Raw genomic sequence first — 16,494 nt, 5'->3', positions numbered from 1 at the left:
CGTCAGTCACACTCGCAGGCGTGACCGGAATCCGTACCGCAGTGACCCGACTTCGGGCGCGGCACGTCGAGCGCGGGATTCCGGTCGAAGAAGCCATACGGCTTCATTGTGAACCCGAGCTTGTCGACGGGCATGATCGGCCAGTCCTCGGGACGGGGAAAGTGCGTCATCGCAAACGACGCCCACACGACGATGTCATCACCGTCGACCGGACGCTGCTGCTCGACCCACTGCGTAATGGTCCCGGCCCCCGGGTTCTGATTCGGATACGTGCCCGAAGGGAAACGCTCGTCCGCATCGAAATGCGTCAGCCACATGTGCTTCGAGCCGAAACCTGCCCGCTTCGAGATCGACGAGCCCTCGGCCGCCATCATCGTCGGCTCGTCGGGCACCCGCAGCTCATAGCCAACGGGGAACCCGTGCCGGTTGGTCTTGTCCGGATTGACGATGTGCCAGACTCGTCCGGCCTCCCCATCGGCTGTCCGTCCGCCCTCGGCGGTGAGCCGGGTGAGCTTGCGGGTGAAGGCGTTGCCGTAGGGGTTGTCGTCGCCGAAGGGCACGCGGACTGCCTCCTGCTCGTCGACGGCGTTGGCGATGCCGTCGACCTGCATGTCGAGGCGGGCGCAGAACATGTGCTGGTGGAAGGGCATGCCCAGTCCCTCGTCGCCGAGCGGTGACGACCAGCGCTGCCGCTGAGCCTCGTCGCCGTATGCGGCCGTGTAGACGATGCCGGTGGCTTTGCACTCGAGTTCGATCGTGCCGTCGAGGTAGAGGTACCAGTAGAAGCCGTAGTCGTAGTTGCCGACGGTGATGAAGAAGGAGATGACGAGTCGGCGGTTGCGGCGCACGTCGACGGCTCCGGTGAACTCGTCGGTGTGCTTGAACAGGATCCCTGCATCCTCCTCGTGGATGCAGATGGCGTTCGTGATCGTGTGCGCATGCCCCTGATCATCGGCGAGCACGGCGTCCGAGTAGTGGATCTCGCCGAGGCAGTCGCAGCCCAGTTCGAGCGAGTTCGTGTTCTTGCCCATCGAGTACTCGCCGGCGTCGAAGTAGTTCTGCCAGAAGCGCACCGGGCTGGGGTCACCGTAGGGCACGACCATCTCCGCCACCGAGGCGCGATAGACGATGGGGCGTCGCTCGCCCTCGTCATCGAAGCTGATCTGATGGAGCACAAGCCCTTCGACCGGGTCGAAACCGAGTCGCACCTGCCACTTCTCCCAATCGAGCACATCCCCGTTCAGGGTGAAGCTCGCACCCTCGGGCTGGGTGATCTCGATCGGCTTCTGCGTCGTCCGCGGTTCGGGCAGCCAGGAGTCGAGGTGATAGTCGAAGCGTTCCTGGGGCACAGGGACGATGTCGGTGTCGACGACCTCGACGACCTCCCCTGTGTTGAGGTCGAGGTAGGCGACGAGCCCCTCGAGCGGATGCGCCCACGCATTGTCCTGCGGGTCCGACTGGATGAACGACGAACCGCGCACGAGGCGGCGGCCGGCCTCGCCGGGAATGTCAAAGCATCCGGCCGAGAGCGCGCAGATGCGCACGGTCTCGACATCGGTGATGCCGCGAGCCTCAACGGCCGCCCGCCACGTCGCGTCATTGCGGATCATCTGCTCGGCCTCTTCGTACTCGGTCATGGTGATCGGTGCCTGACCTTCGGCCGCGACATCAAGCACCCGAGCGATCAGCACCTTGCGCTCGGTCAGCGAGACGAGGAGCTCCGTCTGCTCCCCGGTGCTGCGCTCGATGATGAGCGAGCGCACCCGGCGGTCGAGATCGGTGGCACCTGCGATGACCTCGCGCTTATCCGGTTCGACGAGGCTGACGAGCGCGAACAATGTCTGTTCGCTCACGTGGCCGGCATCGACGATGATGGCCCGGTTGAGCTCGATCTCCTCACCGGTCAGGCGGTCGAGGGGATGTGCAGTCGAAGTGCCGACGGCAGTCGTTGTCGGTGCAGTCATGAGTTTTCACATGCCTTTCTGTGTATTGAGTTTGCTGTCGAGAGCGGGGTCGAGGTCGTCGAGCAGATCCTGAGGGTCCGCGGGAACGGGGCGGTAGACGCGGATCCTGTGCCCGCGCACATACCCGATGAGCGCAAGTGCGCCCAGGGCGACGAGGGTGCCGAGAGTGAGCGCAGTGAATGGGCCCTGATCGACGCCCCATTCGTCGAGGAAGTTGTACTCCTGGCCGAAGAGTTGATCGAGCGTGCCGGGGAAGATCGCGACCCAGGAGCCGAGCAGGATCCAGAGGAAGGCGATGCCGCCGAGGATGGTGAACCCGACATTGCTGACTGGCACCCGGAAGGGGCGTTCGATGCCGGGGTGCTTCCACCGCAACTTGATTGCCGCGGGGATGATGAGCAGGTAGCTGAGCAGGAAGGTCGAGATGGAGATCGAGAGGACGACCCCGAACAGTGCACCGGCGTCACCGCTGAGCTGCATGGCCGCGATGAGGAAGACCGTGGCGACGGTGCCCGAGAGCAGGTTGACGTTGACCGGGGTGCCGAGGCTGCGGGAGATCTTGCCGAAGAATCCTCCGAAGAAGGCGCCGTCGGCCGCGGTCAGTGCCTGCATCCGATCGCTCATGATCATCCACGCCGCGCCTTGGGAGGCGAGGATGATGACGAACATCAGGGCTGCGAGTACCACCATGATCTCAGCGGCGGGACCGTAGACGGTGAAGACCGTCTGCACGGCGTCGAGGAGTCCGCCGATGCCGGTGATCGTCTCGGTCGGCAACACGAGCAGCATGGCGAGGACCGGTAGGAGATAGCAGAGCGCGGAGATGAAACCGGAACGTGCGATTGCGACGGGGATGTCCTTCTTCGGGTTCTTCATCTCGTCCGAGGCGCTGTTCGAGGCCTCGAACCCGAGGTAGGAGAAGAGCAGGAGCGGGACGAGCCCGAGGAAACCGCCGAGGCTGGGGCTGAAGTCCGAGAGGTGGAGCGGCTGAACTCCGTGCTGGGCGGCGTAGATGATCGTAGTGAAGAGGAAGAACGCGATGAAGACGACCTTGAGCACGCCCCCGAGGGTGGGCAGCCACTTCGCCTTCGCCAACGACAGGATCGCCGCGATCACCGTGATCCAGATGAAGACGATCTTGAAGATCCAGTCGCCGATCGATCCGGCCTCGAGCGGGCTGATGAACTGGTTCCAGGTGCCGGCGGCGAGGAAGGCCATTGAGCCGCCCACCCACACCGGCTGAGTGACCCAGCTCAGTATCGAGGCGATCGCGCCTGCGGGGCGTCCGAAGGCCTGGCGGACCCAGATATAGGCTCCGCCCTCGCCGACGAAGGTGCTGCCGGTCTCGGCGAAGACGAGGGCGTAGGGCACGAGGAAGAAGATCGCGAGGACGAGTGTCCAGGTGAAGGTCTCCGCTCCGAATCCCGCGGTCTCGGCGAGGACCTCAATGCTCAAGACCGCCGACATGACGATGAGCACGATGTCGAATCGGCCGAGCGTCTTCTTCAGATGCTGCTTCTGTTCGTCCGCATATGCAGTCGTGCGTTCAAGGGAAGACACCATCCACCTCCTTGTGAGTGGGCGTCCGATAGAGTTCTTTGAGTTACACCGTAAAGAATTGCACGGACGATCGCCGATTGACAGAGGTGCGGTCATACCGATCTGCGTTTGCCTGCATCACTTCAGGAGATAATGGGGCCATGGCGCGACCGAAGAATCAGGAGGGCCGTAGGGCACAGCTGGTGCAGGCGGCGAAGAAGGCGATCGCAGAGCGCGGACTCAACGGGCTGCGTGCCATCGACGTGGCCGCGCACTCCGAGGTCGGGGCCGGGTCGGTGGCCTACTACTACCCGGACCTCGGCGATCTGGTGCGCGAGGTGCACGAGGATGCGGTATCCCGCTTCTATTGGAAAAGGCGCGAACTGGGGATCGCAGATGAGACCCCGGAGACCAAGTTGGCTCAGGTGATCCGCAGCGGCATCCCCGTGTCCTCGGACGACATCGATTTCCAGGTGCTCAACGAGCTGCACACCCACGCGTACAGGGATACTTTCCATGCCGGTCTCATGGCCGAGCTCTACCGGCTCGAGGTCTCGCTCTACGCCGCGGTGCTCACCGAGGGCGTCGATGCGGGAGCTTTCACGATGACGTTGCCCGTGGAGACGGCGGCGAGCAACCTCGTGGCTCTTGAGGACGCCTACGGACTGCACTTCATGGGCGGAACACCGCTCGACGCCGATGACATCTTCGAACTCATCGCGGCCAACGCCGAGGTGCTGACCGGGTGCAGGCTGGTGGAGACGACATCAGAATGACTGGATTTCATCACATTCTGCCGCCCCTATGCACTCGACCTGCACTGTATGGGCCAGCAAGACACCGTTTCAGAAACAGTGCTCCTGTGTATCCCGACGGCCGACGATGAGTGGCGCCATGACACCGACCAGGGACAATCGAAGGCCGTGTTCACATCGTGGCTGGCCGGACAGTCGAAGGAGCACCGTGATGGTATCGAGGTCGTGGCGATGGACGGGTTCACCGAGTTCAAGACCGCTGCTGCCGAAGAGCTTCGGGCCGCGGTGGAACCACTGCGTGATTCAGCGCTAGGGTTCCGGTACCTTAGTGCAGCATCGTTCGGAGTTTAGAGGCCGGCGGCTTCAGGCTCCGATTGTCGAACTTCGCCTCACCTTCGCCGCCCGGCAGTCGACGCCCGGTGAGTGACACGCGTGCCCACGACTTCGGTGATCAGCCCAGTCTCCGCGTCGCCGGCTTCGAGAACGCGTTCCATCACCGACATGCAGGTGCGGCCGAACTCGCGTGGTCGCAGGTCGACCGCAGTGACCGCCGGGTCGGTGTAACCGAGGACCGGTGAGTCAACGGCTGCGGCGATCAGCAGATCCTCGCCGACCGAGCGCCCGAACTCCGCTGCCGACGTGACGACGTTGAGCACGGAGCCGTCCGTCAGCGCCAGTATCGCGTCGACAATAGGCGTCTCAGAATCATCGCCAGTGAGCAGTGCACGGGTGGCTCGACGCGTCGATTCCGCAATGTCCTCCAGCGAGGCGACCTCGAGGCGCGGCGCCACTCCTTGCGTCTCACACCACTGTCGATAGGCCGCCTCGACCTCAAGCACCCACGTCATCTGCTCCTGCGGTGTGATCAGGGCGGGGCACGTCGCGCCCGCGGCGGCGAACGAATCGAGGATCTCCCTCGTCGAAGCAGAATGATCCGAGACGACTTGACCTCGAGGAGCCGACAGCTCGGCCGGCATCCTTTCTCCGCTGACCAGCGGCAGACCGGTCTCAAGCAGGTCGGCCAACATCGGATCATCCGGGGAAGGATCGAAGGCGATGATTCCGTCCGCGTTCAGCCGACGTCGCCCAGTCTCCTCGAGCGAATGAGGGATGAGCGTAACTACCCGTCCTGACGCCTCGGCGCGGTCGATCACACCGAAGGTCGCCTCCATGTAGTAACTCATCGTCGTCACGTTCGGCGGTAAGCAGATTGCGATGATCCCCGAAGTGGACGTCCGTAGATTTCGAGCCGCGCGATTGGGGAAGTATCCGAGCTCTTCAGCGATCCGCAGCACTCGAGCCCGAGTGGTATCAGAGACCCCCGGTCGGCCGGACAGCGCGAAGGAAGCCGCCGCTCGCGAGACTTTCGCCTGCTCGGCAACCTGTTTGAGCGTAGCAGGACAAGGCTGTGTCATGAGTCTGACCGTAGCAGAACGTTGAGAAGCTGTTGCGCCAATCACTTAACCGATTTAGTATCGATACGAAACACTGCATCAGATACGCCCAGCACGCTGCTTGTGACCCCAGAACGACCGTACGACGGCTATGTCGACCTCACGCCGAATGCACTCGACGTCACATCGGAGACACCCACTCGAAGGAGAGACCGTGGCTCAGCAATCCGCACCGCACCTCACGAGAGCGCTCGGCCTGACGGGCCTGACGCTCTTTGGCTTGTCCTATATGGCCGTGGGCACCGTCTTCACCACGTACGGGATAGTCAACCAGGTGACCGAAGGACGACTGCCTCTGTCTTACGTCGTTGCTCTAGTCGCGATGCTCTTCACCGCTCTGAGCTACGCGGCAATGGTGCACAAGTTCCCCGTCGCCGGTTCGTCCTACACCTACGTTCAGCAGTCCTTCGGCGGCACTGTCGGGTTCCTCGCCGGCTGGCTGCTCATGCTCGACTACCTTTTCATTCCGATGCTCAACTTCCTCATCCTCGGCCTCTACGTCAGCGGCCAGTTCCCGAGCATCCCGATGCAGATCCCGGCATTCATCGCGATCGTCGTCATCTACATCTTCAACATCCTCGGCATCAAACTCGCCAGCCGGTTCAATATCGCCACCGTCGCCGTCTCCACCGCCGTCGTGGCAACCTTTGGAATCCTCGCACTCAAATCGGCCATCGGCGACCCGGAGGCTCCCGGTCTGCTCGAGCCGTTCCTCCCGGGTTCCCAGGGATTCAGCCCGATACTCACCGGCGCCGCCATCCTTGCGCTCTCTTTCCTCGGCTTCGACGCTGTTTCCACGTTGTCCGAGGAGGCCAAACGCCCCAACCGTGACATACCGCGGGCCATCATTCTGACCACCCTCCTCGGCGGTGGGATCTTCATCCTCGTCTCTTGGGTCGGCGCCCTGGCTTACCACCCGGACGACTGGTCGGCAGTTCCCTCGGAGGTGCTCGATTCGGCCGGGGTGGTGCTCGCCAACTTCGTTGGCGGCGATGTATTCGGTGTCATCATGGTGATCGCGACGATCGCCGGCTGTCTCGGCTCCGGACTGGCCGGCCAGGTCTCGGTCTCTCGGATTCTCTTCTCGATGGGCCGCGACGAAATCCTGCCCCGCCCGCTCGGTCGCCTCTCACGCCGATTCAAGACTCCGGTTATCGCGACCAGCGTCGTCTCGGTCATCGCCTTGTCCTGCCTCTTCCTGTCCCTCGACCAGGTCGCATTCATGGTCAGCTTCGGTGCGTTGGCCGCCTTCAGCATGGTCAACCTCTCTGTCATCCGGACGTACCTCTTCCCAGCGAAAGGAACCGGCGAACGCAGTGTCACGGGAATCATCCGCTACGGCCTTCTTCCGCTCATCGGATTCGGTCTGTGCATCTGGCTGTGGACCTCGCTCGAACCATTCACCTGGGTGATCGGCGGCATCTGGGCAATCATCGGAGTCGGCATCCTCGCCGCGAAGACCCACTTCTTCAGCCGTCCCGTACCGACAATGGACTTCTCCGAAGCAGATGTCCCCGACCTGAACGCCGTGACCCACCCCGAGAGAGGACACAAATGAGCACTTTCAGACCATCACCCGAACTCATTATCCGCGCTCAAGCCATCCGCACCATGGGCCCTGCCGAAGTGAATCTCCCGGCCGGAGGTGACGCCGAATCCTCGCACCCGGGCATAGGGAATGGTGCAGGGCCCGTGGCGATCGCCGTGAGTGACGGGATGATCATCGGACTCGGGCCGGCTTCCGAGATAGACGCGACTGCCACCTCGGCTACGGAGATCATCGATCTCGACGGCACGATCGTACCGGCCTTCACTGACGCTCATGCCCATCCGATCATGAGCCTGTCGACAGCTCGCGGCGCCGATCTCTCGAGCACCCGCAGCCTCAAGGACGTTGCCGATGCGCTCGTGGCCGAAGCAGAGCGTGTCGACTCCGAGGGCGGGGACTGGGTTCTCGGGTGGGGACTCGATCCGAACCACTTCACAGACGGCGCCATTACGAACGAGGTCCTGCGCTCGGCACTCGGCGACGACCGAAAAGCCTATGTGACCATGTTCGACGCCCACTCCGCGATCGCCTCGCCGGCCGCATTGCGTTCGGCGAGGATCAGCGGCGCACGGTCCTGGGACAGCGGCTCGACCATCGTCGTCGATGCCGAAGGTGCCCCCACCGGGCATTTGCTCGAATTCGAGGCGATGGCCGAGGTCCAGGCAGTCTTACCGGTGCAGAGCTTGGATGAACGGGTCGCGGCCCTGCGCGGACTGCTCGAAGCGATGGCCGCCCAGGGCATCGGCGAGGTCCACGTTATGGACATGAACGACCCGGAGATCCCCGAACTGCTCACCGCCGCCGAGGCGAATGCCCCGCTGCCCGTGAAGCTGCGGATCTCACCGTGGTGCACTCCGGCGATGAGCGATCAGGAATGCGACGAGCTTGTGACCAAGCAGTCTCTGCACGGCCGGCGTTGGCGGGTCGGGGGAGTGAAGTTCTTCATCGACGGAACTGTCGAGGGAGGAACCGCCTGGCTCGAGACGCCTGACACCAAAGGCGAGAGCACCGAGTCTGTCTGGGGCAGAATCGAGGACTACGCGGCGCGGGTGCGCAAGTTCAACGCCGCCGGCGTACCCACCGCCACGCATGCGATCGGAGAACGTGGCATTCGTGAGGTCGCCGAGACTCTGGCCGGCTTGCCGGCCACGGGCGCGCAGCACCGGATCGAGCACATCGAATCCGTGCCGAAGGACGTCATTGAGCTGATCGGCCGTGCCGGTATCGCCGCGAGCATGCAGCCGACGCACTGCACCCACTACACGAAGGCCGACGGCAGCGACGACTGGTCGATACGCCTCGGGCAGACCCGTGCCGCACGGGCCTGGTGCATCCGCGACGTCATCGACTCGGGGGCCGTGTTGGCCCTCGGCTCGGACTACCCGGTCGCACCGTTCCCGGTGCTGCCGATCATGGCCGACGCCCAACTGCGGCGGCCGGTCGAGGAGCCGAGCGTTGTGCCCGTGCTGCCAGAGCAGGCGATCACCGCCGTCGAAGCACTCGCCGGGTACACGACAGGGCCGCAAGCCGCGATCGGTGAGTCGGGAGGATTCCTCGCAGTCGGTCAGCCGGCGAGCGTCGTGGTACTCGACGTGGATCCGCTCACGGTGGACGCCGAGACGCTGGGGGCCGGCCAGGTGCTCCTCACGGTGTCGGACGGCGTCGTCACCCACCGCAGGGAGTGAGGCGCTGGGTGTTCTTTCCCAGAACTCGCAGTTCAGAGATCTCACTGGAGTTGAGAATTCGGTTGAGGTCGATGTCCCACGCCCAGCCGTACCGTCGTTCCCAGCGGGGCTTGTCGTAGAGGAAGCTCGGCTCGGCGCATATTTTCCTCGCCGAGGTGGGTGGGGAGCGTCTCGATGGCTTCGTCTCGCCAATGCCCACAAACGAAGGTGACCGCATGGTTCATCTTCATCACTAGCCCCTCCTCATGGAGAACTCTTCATCCTGCCGTCCGATTGTGCTGTTCGGATCTGCGTGGCCTATCGAATCGACGAACCGATCCCCAGGCCGCCGTCCACATCGAGGACGACTCCGGTGATATACCGGGCCTCGGGTGAGGCTAAGAACGCAGCCGCTTCTGCGATGTCGCTCGGATCGCCTGAATGTCCCAGCGGCACTTTGCCGATCAGCTTCTCCCTGGCCGGAGCGTTCATCGAGGCCAGCATCGGAGTCTCGATCAGACCCGGCGCGATCGCATTCGCCGTAATTCCCTTGCGTGCGCCCTCCAAGGCGATCGTTCGGGTCAGACCCACGATGCCCGCCTTGGCGGCGACATAGTTCGCCTGTCCGAAGTTCCCCCGCCAGCTCATCGAGGAAAACGAGACGATCCGCCCGTACTCGCGTTCCTTCATATGAGGCATCACGGCACGTACCCCGTAGAACGAGGCCGTGAGGTTCACCGAGATCACCGCGTCCCAATCGGCATCGTCGATCTTTTCGACTCTGTTGTCGCGGATGATTCCGGCATTGTTGACCAGCACATCGATGCGCCCATCAGCCGCAGCAACCCCATTGACCCATTCATCGACCGCTGTCGAGTCGCTGACATCAACCTGATGGGCGATGAACTGACCGGTCCCATTGATCGGTGCTTCTTCCAGCTTCGCCAAAGTCTTCGGATCGACATCGGCGATATGAACTCTGGCGCCTTCGGCAGCGAATCGGTGTGCCATGGCCAAGCCGAGCCCTTGGGCTCCTCCGGTGACCAGGACGCTTTGTCCTTCGTATCGATTACTCATGATTGGGTCCTCTGTTTCCGTGAGTTGAAGAATGCGCGCAGATCAGCGATGACATCGCTGCTGCGCCAATGCTCGTCGAACTTATCGAGCTCCGCGCTCAACGCGGCCTCAGTGACAGCCCTGTCTCCGACGAGACGTGCTTTGAACCGGGTGCGCGCGTCCAGTGAAACTGCATTGACCACCTCGGCGAGTTCCAATGCGCGGTCGACCACAGCTGTCGGAGAATCCACGAGGGGGTCCGAATGATCCCCGTCTACGTGCGCAGCTGCGATTTCGTGCACCCACCCTGTCGACCGCAATTCGGCAGCGTCGATGAGCTGCCCGCTCAATGCCAGCCATCTCGCGTGACCGGCCCCGAGCTTGCTGACGATTCGCACGCTCGAACCGCCGCCGGGGACGAGGTTGTTCTTCACATGCCCGTCACCGATCAGCGTCCCCTCCGCAGCGATGACGACGTCGGCAGCCAGGGCCAATTCGAATCCACCGGCAACCGCATGTCCGTGCACGGCTGCGAAGAACACGATCGGAGAATGTTCCATCTCGACAGTGAGATCGCAGATGGACTGCAGGAACGGTCGCGGATCGGCACCCGACTCGGCGCAGTCAATAAGGTATTTCAAGTCGGCGCCGGTGCAGAAGCTCTGTCCATTGCCGGCGAGGACGACCGCTCGGATGCCCGACGCTTTGGTGCGTTCGAGCTCGGCGCGCAGTCGGGCAACCAGATCGGGGTTCAGCGCATTGCGGGCCGCCGGCCGGTTGAACCGCCAGACCTCGGTGTCTCCGTGTCCCTCGACGAGCAGCACCTCGTCATCGGAACCCCTCGTGGCTATGCTCTGGTCCTCATCGTTCAATGCTGTGATCCTTCTGCTTGTCATCAGCTGGTGGCAAGATTCTTGCGCAGCACGGCGCGCTGGACCTTGCCGCTGGGGGTTTTGGGCAGTTCGTCAACGAAGTCGATTCGGCGCGGATAGGCGTGCGCGGCGTAGTTGTCTTTCACCCACTGCTGCAGTTCTGCCTCCAGGCCCTCGGTCGAAGTGGGGTCCTCGACGACGATGAACGCGTGGGCGATCTCTCCGCGCATCTCATCGGGCGCTGCCACAACAGCGGCTTCCACGACTGCGGGATGTGCCAGCAGTGTGGATTCGATCTCGAACGGTCCGATGCGGTAGCCAGCCATGAGGATGACATCGTCATCGCGCGAGGAGAAGTGGAAGATTCCCGCCTCGTCGACACGAGCCAGATCGCCGGTGAGGTAGTGAGCACCATCGTCGGTGAACCTGTCGGATCTGAAGTCTCTGTCGGTGCCGTAGCCGGTGAACGTGAAGAACGGGCTGGAATCGACCTCGAGGGCCAATCGGCCGATCTCGTCCACCTCTGCAGGACTATTGTGGGCGAGGTCGAGGACTGTCATCGTCCATCCGGGGAAACTGATCCCTGTCGATTTCGGTTCTGGGGCGATCTCGATCGCCGAGTGATGGGGGAATCCGACGCTCATGCCGATCTCCGTCTGCCCGAAATGATCATGCACGGTCACACCGATGGATTCGGTCCACTCCAGCACATCCGGTGTCAGGGGTTCACCTGCGCTGGAGAGCCTGCGCAGATGCGGCAGGGGCCGCGCGGCGTCGCTGTTGCGCATCGCCCGCAGCGCCGTCGGAGCCGACGCGAAGTCAGTGACCTCGAACTTCTCCAAGACATCCCACGTCGCTTCGGGTGTGAAGGCGCCGATGGTCAGCAGACTTCGATGTCCCGCCACCATCGGCCCGATGATCGCCGTATACAGGCCGTATGCCCAACCGGGGTCGGCTCCGCACCAGAAGACATCTTCGCCGCTCGTGACACCGAGTGCGAACTCAAGATACCCCTGCCACCCGGCGATATAGGACTTGGGGTGAATGACAGCCTTGGGTTTGCCTGTCGTGCCGGAGGTGAACATATGTACCAGCGGAACATCTGGACCCGTTGGCGTGTCGCCCTCAACAGGCTGAGCGCCATCGAGTCGATGCTCCAAAGACTCCTCGCCGTCGGCCTCAGCGCCTGCGACGAGCACAGACCACGGTCCGTCGGTGAGCTTATCGCGCCATTTGGCGTCGGTCACGACCACTGCCGTTTCCGAGCGTTCCAGACGATCAGTGACAGCATCGGCGGCGAACGCGGTGAATAGAGGAACGTACACCGCGCCGAGCCGCCAGATCCCGAGCATCAGCGCCGGCAGATCGGCCCCCTTGCTCATCAACGATGCCACGCGGCTGCCCGGCCCGACTCCTTCGGCAGCGAGCACGCCGGCGATTCGGCGCGACCTGTCGGCAAGCTCGCCGAAGGTGACGTCTGTGCCGCCCAGCGCAGAATCGATGAACGTGAAGGCCACAGCGTCGGCGTCATGTCTGTCGCACAGCTGTTCGGCAACGGTGAGACTCGGATCCTTGAACTCAGTGCAGATCTCCTGCACTCGGACATTGAGGTCAGCAGCTTCGGTAACCACAACCACTCCTAGATACTGTTTAGAGTACGATTAATAGTTGTAACGTACCCAAACAGGATGCGACGGTCAATACGTATGTCCGAATGGATCAATCACGTCGCTCGGAAACGTCGCACCGGCGGTATGTGATACTGAGAAAATGAGTTCCAGCCGTACAGCACCTGCTCTTCGCACACCTCGTCGGCGAAAGGTCGACGAGGGGCGCAGGGAGTCATTGCTGGAACAGATCAGCAGCGAATTCCTGTCAGAGGGCTTCACCACCATCAGTGTCGACGAGTTGACCCGTCGCCTGCACTGCTCGAAATCGACGATCTATTCCGTAGCGCCCACGAAGGAACAACTGGTCGTCGCAGTCACCAAACGCTTCTTCCGCCTCGCCACAACGAGGATCGAAGAATCCATCTCCGGCATCGACGATCCCGGTCTGCGGATCTCGGCCTACCTGAAAGGTGTCGGTGCAGCGATGTCGGAGCAGTCGCCCGCGTTCTACCGGGATATGGTGTCCTTCGGACCCACCGCCGAGGTCTACACCGTCAACTCCGCCGCCGCCGCCAGGCGCGTTCAGTCCCTCATCCAGCACGGCGTCGAAAGCGGACACTTCCGGGATATCAACACGAACTTCGCCGGTCACCTCATCGGCTGGGCGATCGAAGGCATCCACTCCGGTCGCCTGCCCGAGGACACAGGGCTCGGGGCGGGCCAGGCATTCTCAGAGCTCGGCGACATCCTGCTCAAGGGATTGGGGCGAGTCGACGGATCACAGAGCTGACTCGCGAGCCGCGTGGCAGAGTCGGTCGGTTGGCCGATTCCCCGACGCGACGGGATGCGGCCTGACCGACCAGCCATGGTCGGCGAGATGCGAGGACTCTTCAGCGGAACACGCTGGGTAATGAGGCGTGGGGTTTGACTCTGCTCGATACCAGAAGCTGACCCGAAGATCGGATCACACCCGGGCTCCAGCCTGGAGCGGTGGGCCCGCTCACCCCCATTGCAGCCAGGTCGTCTTGAAGTCCGAGTAGTTCTCTAGGGCGTGGACGGACAGGTCGCGGCCGAAGCCGGACTGCTTGAACCCGCCGAAGGGCGTGGTGAAGCCCAGTGCGTCGACGGTGTTGACCGACACGGTGCCGGCGACCAGGCGCGCTGAGACTCTATGGGCCCGGGCCATGCTTCCCGTCCACAGGGCCGCGGCCAGACCGTACGGCGTCTCATTCGCCTTGGCGATCGCCTCTTCCTCGGTGTCGAAGGGGGTGACGAGGGCGACCGGTCCGAAGATCTCGTGGCTGTGCAGACGGTGATCGTCAGGCAGGTCCGTGATGATCGTCGGCTCGACGAAAGTGCGTCGTCCGTTGATCGCCGGGCGGTTGCCGCCCTGGACGACGGTTCCGTCCGCGCGGGCCTCTTCGATGCATTCCCAGACCTCATCGGCGTGCTTCTCGGACACGAGGCAGCCGATCGCGCTGTCGGGATCGAGCGGATCTCCGGGCTGGAAGTCCTCCGCCGCGTGTTCGAGCAGATGGACGAACTCCTCGTACACGGGGCGTTCGACGAAGATCCGTGAGGTAGCCGAGCAGACCTCGCCCTGGTTGTAGAAGATGCCGAACGCCGCCTTCCGGGCCGCAGCAGCGAGGTCATCGGTGTCGGCGAAGATGACGTTCGCGCTCTTGCCCCCGGCCTCGAGAGCGAGGCGCTTCATGTTCGACTCACCGGCGTAGACCTGCAGCTGCTTGGCGACCTCGGTGGACCCGGTGAAGCCGAGCATGTCGACATCCATGTGCCGACCGAGCGCGGATCCGACTACGGAGCCGCGACCGGGAACGACGTTGAGGATGCCCGCAGGCAGCCCCGCCTCGGCAGCGATCTCGGCCAGCAGCAGGACCGAATGCGAGGCCTCGACCGGCGGTTTGACGACCAGCGCATTGCCGGCCGCCAGCGCGGGCGCGATCTTCCACGTCGCGATCTCCAGCGGATAGTTCCACGGCACGATGACGCCGATGACACCCAGCGGTTCGCGCGTGACGAGCGCCGTCGACCCGGCAGGTGTCACGGGGATCTCGTCACTGAGCTTCTCGATCGCCTCCCCGTAGAAGCGGAACAGGGCCGCGGCCCCCGGAGCATCGATCGTTGAGGACTCGCCGATCGGCTTGCCCATGTCGAGCGTGTCGAGGAGGGCGAATTCGTCCGATCGCGCTTCGATGAGCTCGGCCAGGCGCAGCAGCACCTCACGCCGATGCGTTGCCGAGGCGCGCGACCACTCGCCGGCGTCGAAGGCGGTGCGAGCGCTCGCCACGGCCGCATCGATATCGGATCCGTCACCGAGGTGGAGCTGCGAGATCACCTCACCGGTGGCAGGGTTCGTCTTCGCATAGGTCTGCCCCGAGCGGGCGTCGACACGTCGCCCGTCGATGACGGGGCGTCCGTCGATGGTCAGAGCCGCTGCTGCGGCCCGCCACTCGGTCAGGGTCGCCGGCCGGGTCGAGGTGTCGGTCAGAGTCGCGGTCATGGAGGGTCTCCTTCGGGATGTGACGAGGGCCCGCCGATGGTCGGCGGACGGGAAGCGGTGGTCAGTGGGTCAGAGGTCGCCGGTCGGGTCCACCGTGGGCGCTGTGGGTGTATCTGTCGGGGCGGCCGCCTCGGCGACCGGAGTTGCCGATGACTCCTCTAGGTCGTCGGAGCGCAGCAGGTCGATGCCACGGGTCTCGGGCAGCGAGGCGACGGTGACGATGCCGATGACGCCGACGACGGCGAGGAACCAGCCGGGGCTCAGTGTGCTGCCGGTGGTGTCGATGAGCCAGGTGAGGATGTACGGCGCAGTACCAGCGAAGAGTGCGGCGGTCAGCGCATAGGCGATGGACAGCCCCGTCTGCCTCGTGCGGGTCGGGAAGAGCTCGACGACGGTGGCGGCGTGCGTGCCGAGGATGATCGCGAGGATGAAAGCCAGGCCGAAGGTCGAGACGAACGACGCCCAGGGGTAGTCGGCGCCCATGAGGAGGAACAGCGGAACCGAGAGCACCGTGAGTGCGATCGCCGCGGTCATGAGCACAGGCTTGCGTCCGAACCTGTCCGAGGCGAGGCCGGCCAGCGGGACGACGACGAGGCCGAGTGCCGAGGCCAGGGTCGACAGCAGCGCTGCCCGTCCGGGTTCGATGCCGACAGCGGTCTCCTGATAGGTGAGCAGGTAGACGAGGACGACGTAGAAGGTGACGTTCATGAACGTCTCCATTCCGCAGGTCTGGAGGAACTGCTTGGGGTTGCGCTTGAACACCTCGCGCAGGGGCGCCTCGGCGACGGTCTCCATCTTCTGCAGGGCCGAGAACTCCGGGGTGTCCTCGATCTTTCGACGGATGTAGAGGCCGATGAAGCCCAGGGGCACGGTGATGAGGAACGGGATCCTCCAGCCCCATGCGCTCACCTGGTCGGGCGTCAGCGCCTGGTTGAGGAGGAAGACGACGAAGGAGGCGAGCAGGAACCCGGCCAGCGAACCGACCTCGAGCCAGCTGCAGCCGAAGCCTCGGCGCTTGGGCGGTGAGAACTCACCGAGGAATGCCGCCGCGCTGCCGAACTCGCCACCGGCGGCCAGGCCCTGCACGATGCGGGTGACGATGAGGAGGATCGGAGCGAGTACACCGATGGTTCCGTAGGTCGGCAGCACTCCGAGTGCGAGCGTAGACAGGGCCATGGCGAGGATGACCAGCGACAGGGTGTGCTTGCGTCCGAGTTTGTCACCGAGGCGGCCGAAGATGACCGCGCCGATCGGCCGGACGAGGAAGGAGACGGCGAAGACCGCGAAAGTGGCGAGCAGTCCTGCCGTGCTGTCCTCCTCGGGGAAGAAGATCGCCGCGATCGTCGTGGCCATATAGGCATAGACGGCCCAGTCGAACCAGTGGACGAGAACGCCGATGGAGCCGGCGACCACGCTCTTGCGCAGACCTTTCTGATAGGCCAGCCCCTCGGCAGCCTGTGTGTCACCTGACATGTCCGAATCCTCCTTTGGAATCGTGGTTGCCAGCGCT

12 protein-coding genes and 2 pseudogenes are annotated in these 16,494 nt (G+C 63.8%); 5 read left to right on the top strand and 9 right to left on the bottom strand.

Features of this window, described 5'->3' with window-relative positions; genetic code table 11:
- Positions 1 to 2: 2 nt before the first annotated feature.
- Positions 3 to 1,964, bottom strand: coding sequence for a primary-amine oxidase (locus tag D3I60_RS16105; protein ID WP_262777532.1), 1,962 nt, complete (start codon positions 1,962 to 1,964; stop codon positions 3 to 5).
- A gap of 6 nt (positions 1,965 to 1,970) precedes the next feature.
- A complete protein-coding gene (locus D3I60_RS16100; RefSeq protein ID WP_262777530.1) occupies positions 1,971 to 3,527 on the bottom strand; it encodes an APC family permease in 1,557 nt (518 codons plus the stop codon).
- Between the two features lie 137 nt (positions 3,528 to 3,664).
- On the opposite strand from D3I60_RS16100, the gene D3I60_RS16095 reads away from it, so the two are divergent.
- Together D3I60_RS16095 and D3I60_RS16090 are read left to right on the top strand one after the other, a co-directional pair.
- Positions 3,665 to 4,279 (top strand): TetR/AcrR family transcriptional regulator, encoded by a 615-nt coding sequence (locus D3I60_RS16095; RefSeq protein ID WP_262777529.1) that lies wholly within the window; start codon positions 3,665 to 3,667, stop codon positions 4,277 to 4,279.
- 120 nt (positions 4,280 to 4,399) lie between these two features.
- Positions 4,400 to 4,549, top strand: a pseudogene (locus D3I60_RS16090) (transposase); the annotation flags it as partial.
- A gap of 98 nt (positions 4,550 to 4,647) precedes the next feature.
- Here the strand turns inward: D3I60_RS16090 and D3I60_RS16085 are convergent.
- Positions 4,648 to 5,442 carry a LacI family DNA-binding transcriptional regulator gene (locus D3I60_RS16085; protein WP_262777527.1) on the bottom strand — a complete coding sequence of 265 codons (795 nt, stop codon included), beginning with the start codon at positions 5,440 to 5,442 and terminating at the stop codon, positions 4,648 to 4,650.
- An 84-nt stretch (positions 5,443 to 5,526) separates the two neighbouring features.
- Positions 5,527 to 5,673, bottom strand: a pseudogene (locus D3I60_RS19390) (LacI family DNA-binding transcriptional regulator); the annotation flags it as partial.
- A 193-nt stretch (positions 5,674 to 5,866) separates the two neighbouring features.
- Between D3I60_RS19390 and D3I60_RS16080 the strand changes: the two are divergent.
- The gene (locus tag D3I60_RS16080) at positions 5,867 to 7,270 is read left to right on the top strand and encodes an APC family permease (protein ID WP_262777525.1); all 1,404 of its coding nucleotides are present in this window, start codon (positions 5,867 to 5,869) and stop codon (positions 7,268 to 7,270) included.
- The gene (locus D3I60_RS16075; protein WP_262777523.1) at positions 7,267 to 8,946 is read left to right on the top strand and encodes an amidohydrolase; all 1,680 of its coding nucleotides are present in this window, start codon (positions 7,267 to 7,269) and stop codon (positions 8,944 to 8,946) included. The genes D3I60_RS16080 and D3I60_RS16075 overlap by 4 nt, the downstream gene beginning before the upstream one ends.
- Positions 8,947 to 9,243: 297 nt before the next feature.
- On the opposite strand, the gene D3I60_RS16070 is transcribed toward D3I60_RS16075, so the two are convergent.
- The 3 genes from D3I60_RS16070 to D3I60_RS16060 are packed head-to-tail and all read right to left on the bottom strand — an operon-like array spanning position 9,244 to position 12,484.
- Positions 9,244 to 10,002 (bottom strand): SDR family oxidoreductase, encoded by a 759-nt coding sequence (locus D3I60_RS16070; RefSeq protein WP_262777521.1) that lies wholly within the window; start codon positions 10,000 to 10,002, stop codon positions 9,244 to 9,246.
- Positions 9,999 to 10,853, bottom strand: a complete 855-nt coding sequence (locus tag D3I60_RS16065) for an enoyl-CoA hydratase/isomerase family protein (protein ID WP_262777519.1) — start codon at positions 10,851 to 10,853, stop codon at positions 9,999 to 10,001. The genes D3I60_RS16070 and D3I60_RS16065 overlap by 4 nt, the downstream gene beginning before the upstream one ends.
- A 23-nt stretch (positions 10,854 to 10,876) precedes the next feature.
- Entirely contained in the window at positions 10,877 to 12,484 is a 1,608-nt protein-coding gene (locus D3I60_RS16060; protein WP_262777518.1) for an AMP-binding protein, read from the bottom strand.
- A gap of 214 nt (positions 12,485 to 12,698) precedes the next feature.
- On the opposite strand from D3I60_RS16060, the gene D3I60_RS16055 reads away from it, so the two are divergent.
- The gene (locus D3I60_RS16055; RefSeq protein WP_262777517.1) at positions 12,699 to 13,253 is read left to right on the top strand and encodes a TetR/AcrR family transcriptional regulator; all 555 of its coding nucleotides are present in this window, start codon (positions 12,699 to 12,701) and stop codon (positions 13,251 to 13,253) included.
- A 210-nt stretch (positions 13,254 to 13,463) separates the two neighbouring features.
- Here D3I60_RS16055 and D3I60_RS16050 read toward each other — a convergent pair whose 3' ends face one another.
- Positions 13,464 to 14,984 carry an aldehyde dehydrogenase family protein gene (locus D3I60_RS16050; RefSeq protein WP_262777515.1) on the bottom strand — a complete coding sequence of 507 codons (1,521 nt, stop codon included), beginning with the start codon at positions 14,982 to 14,984 and terminating at the stop codon, positions 13,464 to 13,466.
- Between the two features lie 69 nt (positions 14,985 to 15,053).
- A complete protein-coding gene (locus tag D3I60_RS16045; RefSeq protein ID WP_262777513.1) occupies positions 15,054 to 16,457 on the bottom strand; it encodes an MFS transporter in 1,404 nt (467 codons plus the stop codon).
- Positions 16,458 to 16,494: the final 37 nt, after the last annotated feature.

Origin of the sequence: Brevibacterium permense (assembly GCF_025506275.1) — a bacterium.
GTDB lineage: Bacteria > Actinomycetota > Actinomycetes > Actinomycetales > Brevibacteriaceae > Brevibacterium > Brevibacterium permense_A.
This window is presented reverse-complemented; position numbering and strand designations above follow the sequence as displayed.

Coding starts and splice junctions, on each gene's coding strand:
- D3I60_RS16045 (WP_262777513.1), bottom strand. CDS start 16,457: ATGTCAGGTGACACACAGGCTGCCGAGGGGCTGGCCTATCAGAAAGGT.
- D3I60_RS16075 (WP_262777523.1), top strand. CDS start 7,267: ATGAGCACTTTCAGACCATCACCCGAACTCATTATCCGCGCTCAAGCC.
- D3I60_RS16070 (WP_262777521.1), bottom strand. CDS start 10,002: ATGAGTAATCGATACGAAGGACAAAGCGTCCTGGTCACCGGAGGAGCC.
- D3I60_RS16050 (WP_262777515.1), bottom strand. CDS start 14,984: ATGACCGCGACTCTGACCGACACCTCGACCCGGCCGGCGACCCTGACC.
- D3I60_RS16085 (WP_262777527.1), bottom strand. CDS start 5,442: ATGAGTTACTACATGGAGGCGACCTTCGGTGTGATCGACCGCGCCGAG.
- D3I60_RS16095 (WP_262777529.1), top strand. CDS start 3,665: ATGGCGCGACCGAAGAATCAGGAGGGCCGTAGGGCACAGCTGGTGCAG.
- D3I60_RS16100 (WP_262777530.1), bottom strand. CDS start 3,527: ATGGTGTCTTCCCTTGAACGCACGACTGCATATGCGGACGAACAGAAG.
- D3I60_RS16105 (WP_262777532.1), bottom strand. CDS start 1,964: ATGACTGCACCGACAACGACTGCCGTCGGCACTTCGACTGCACATCCC.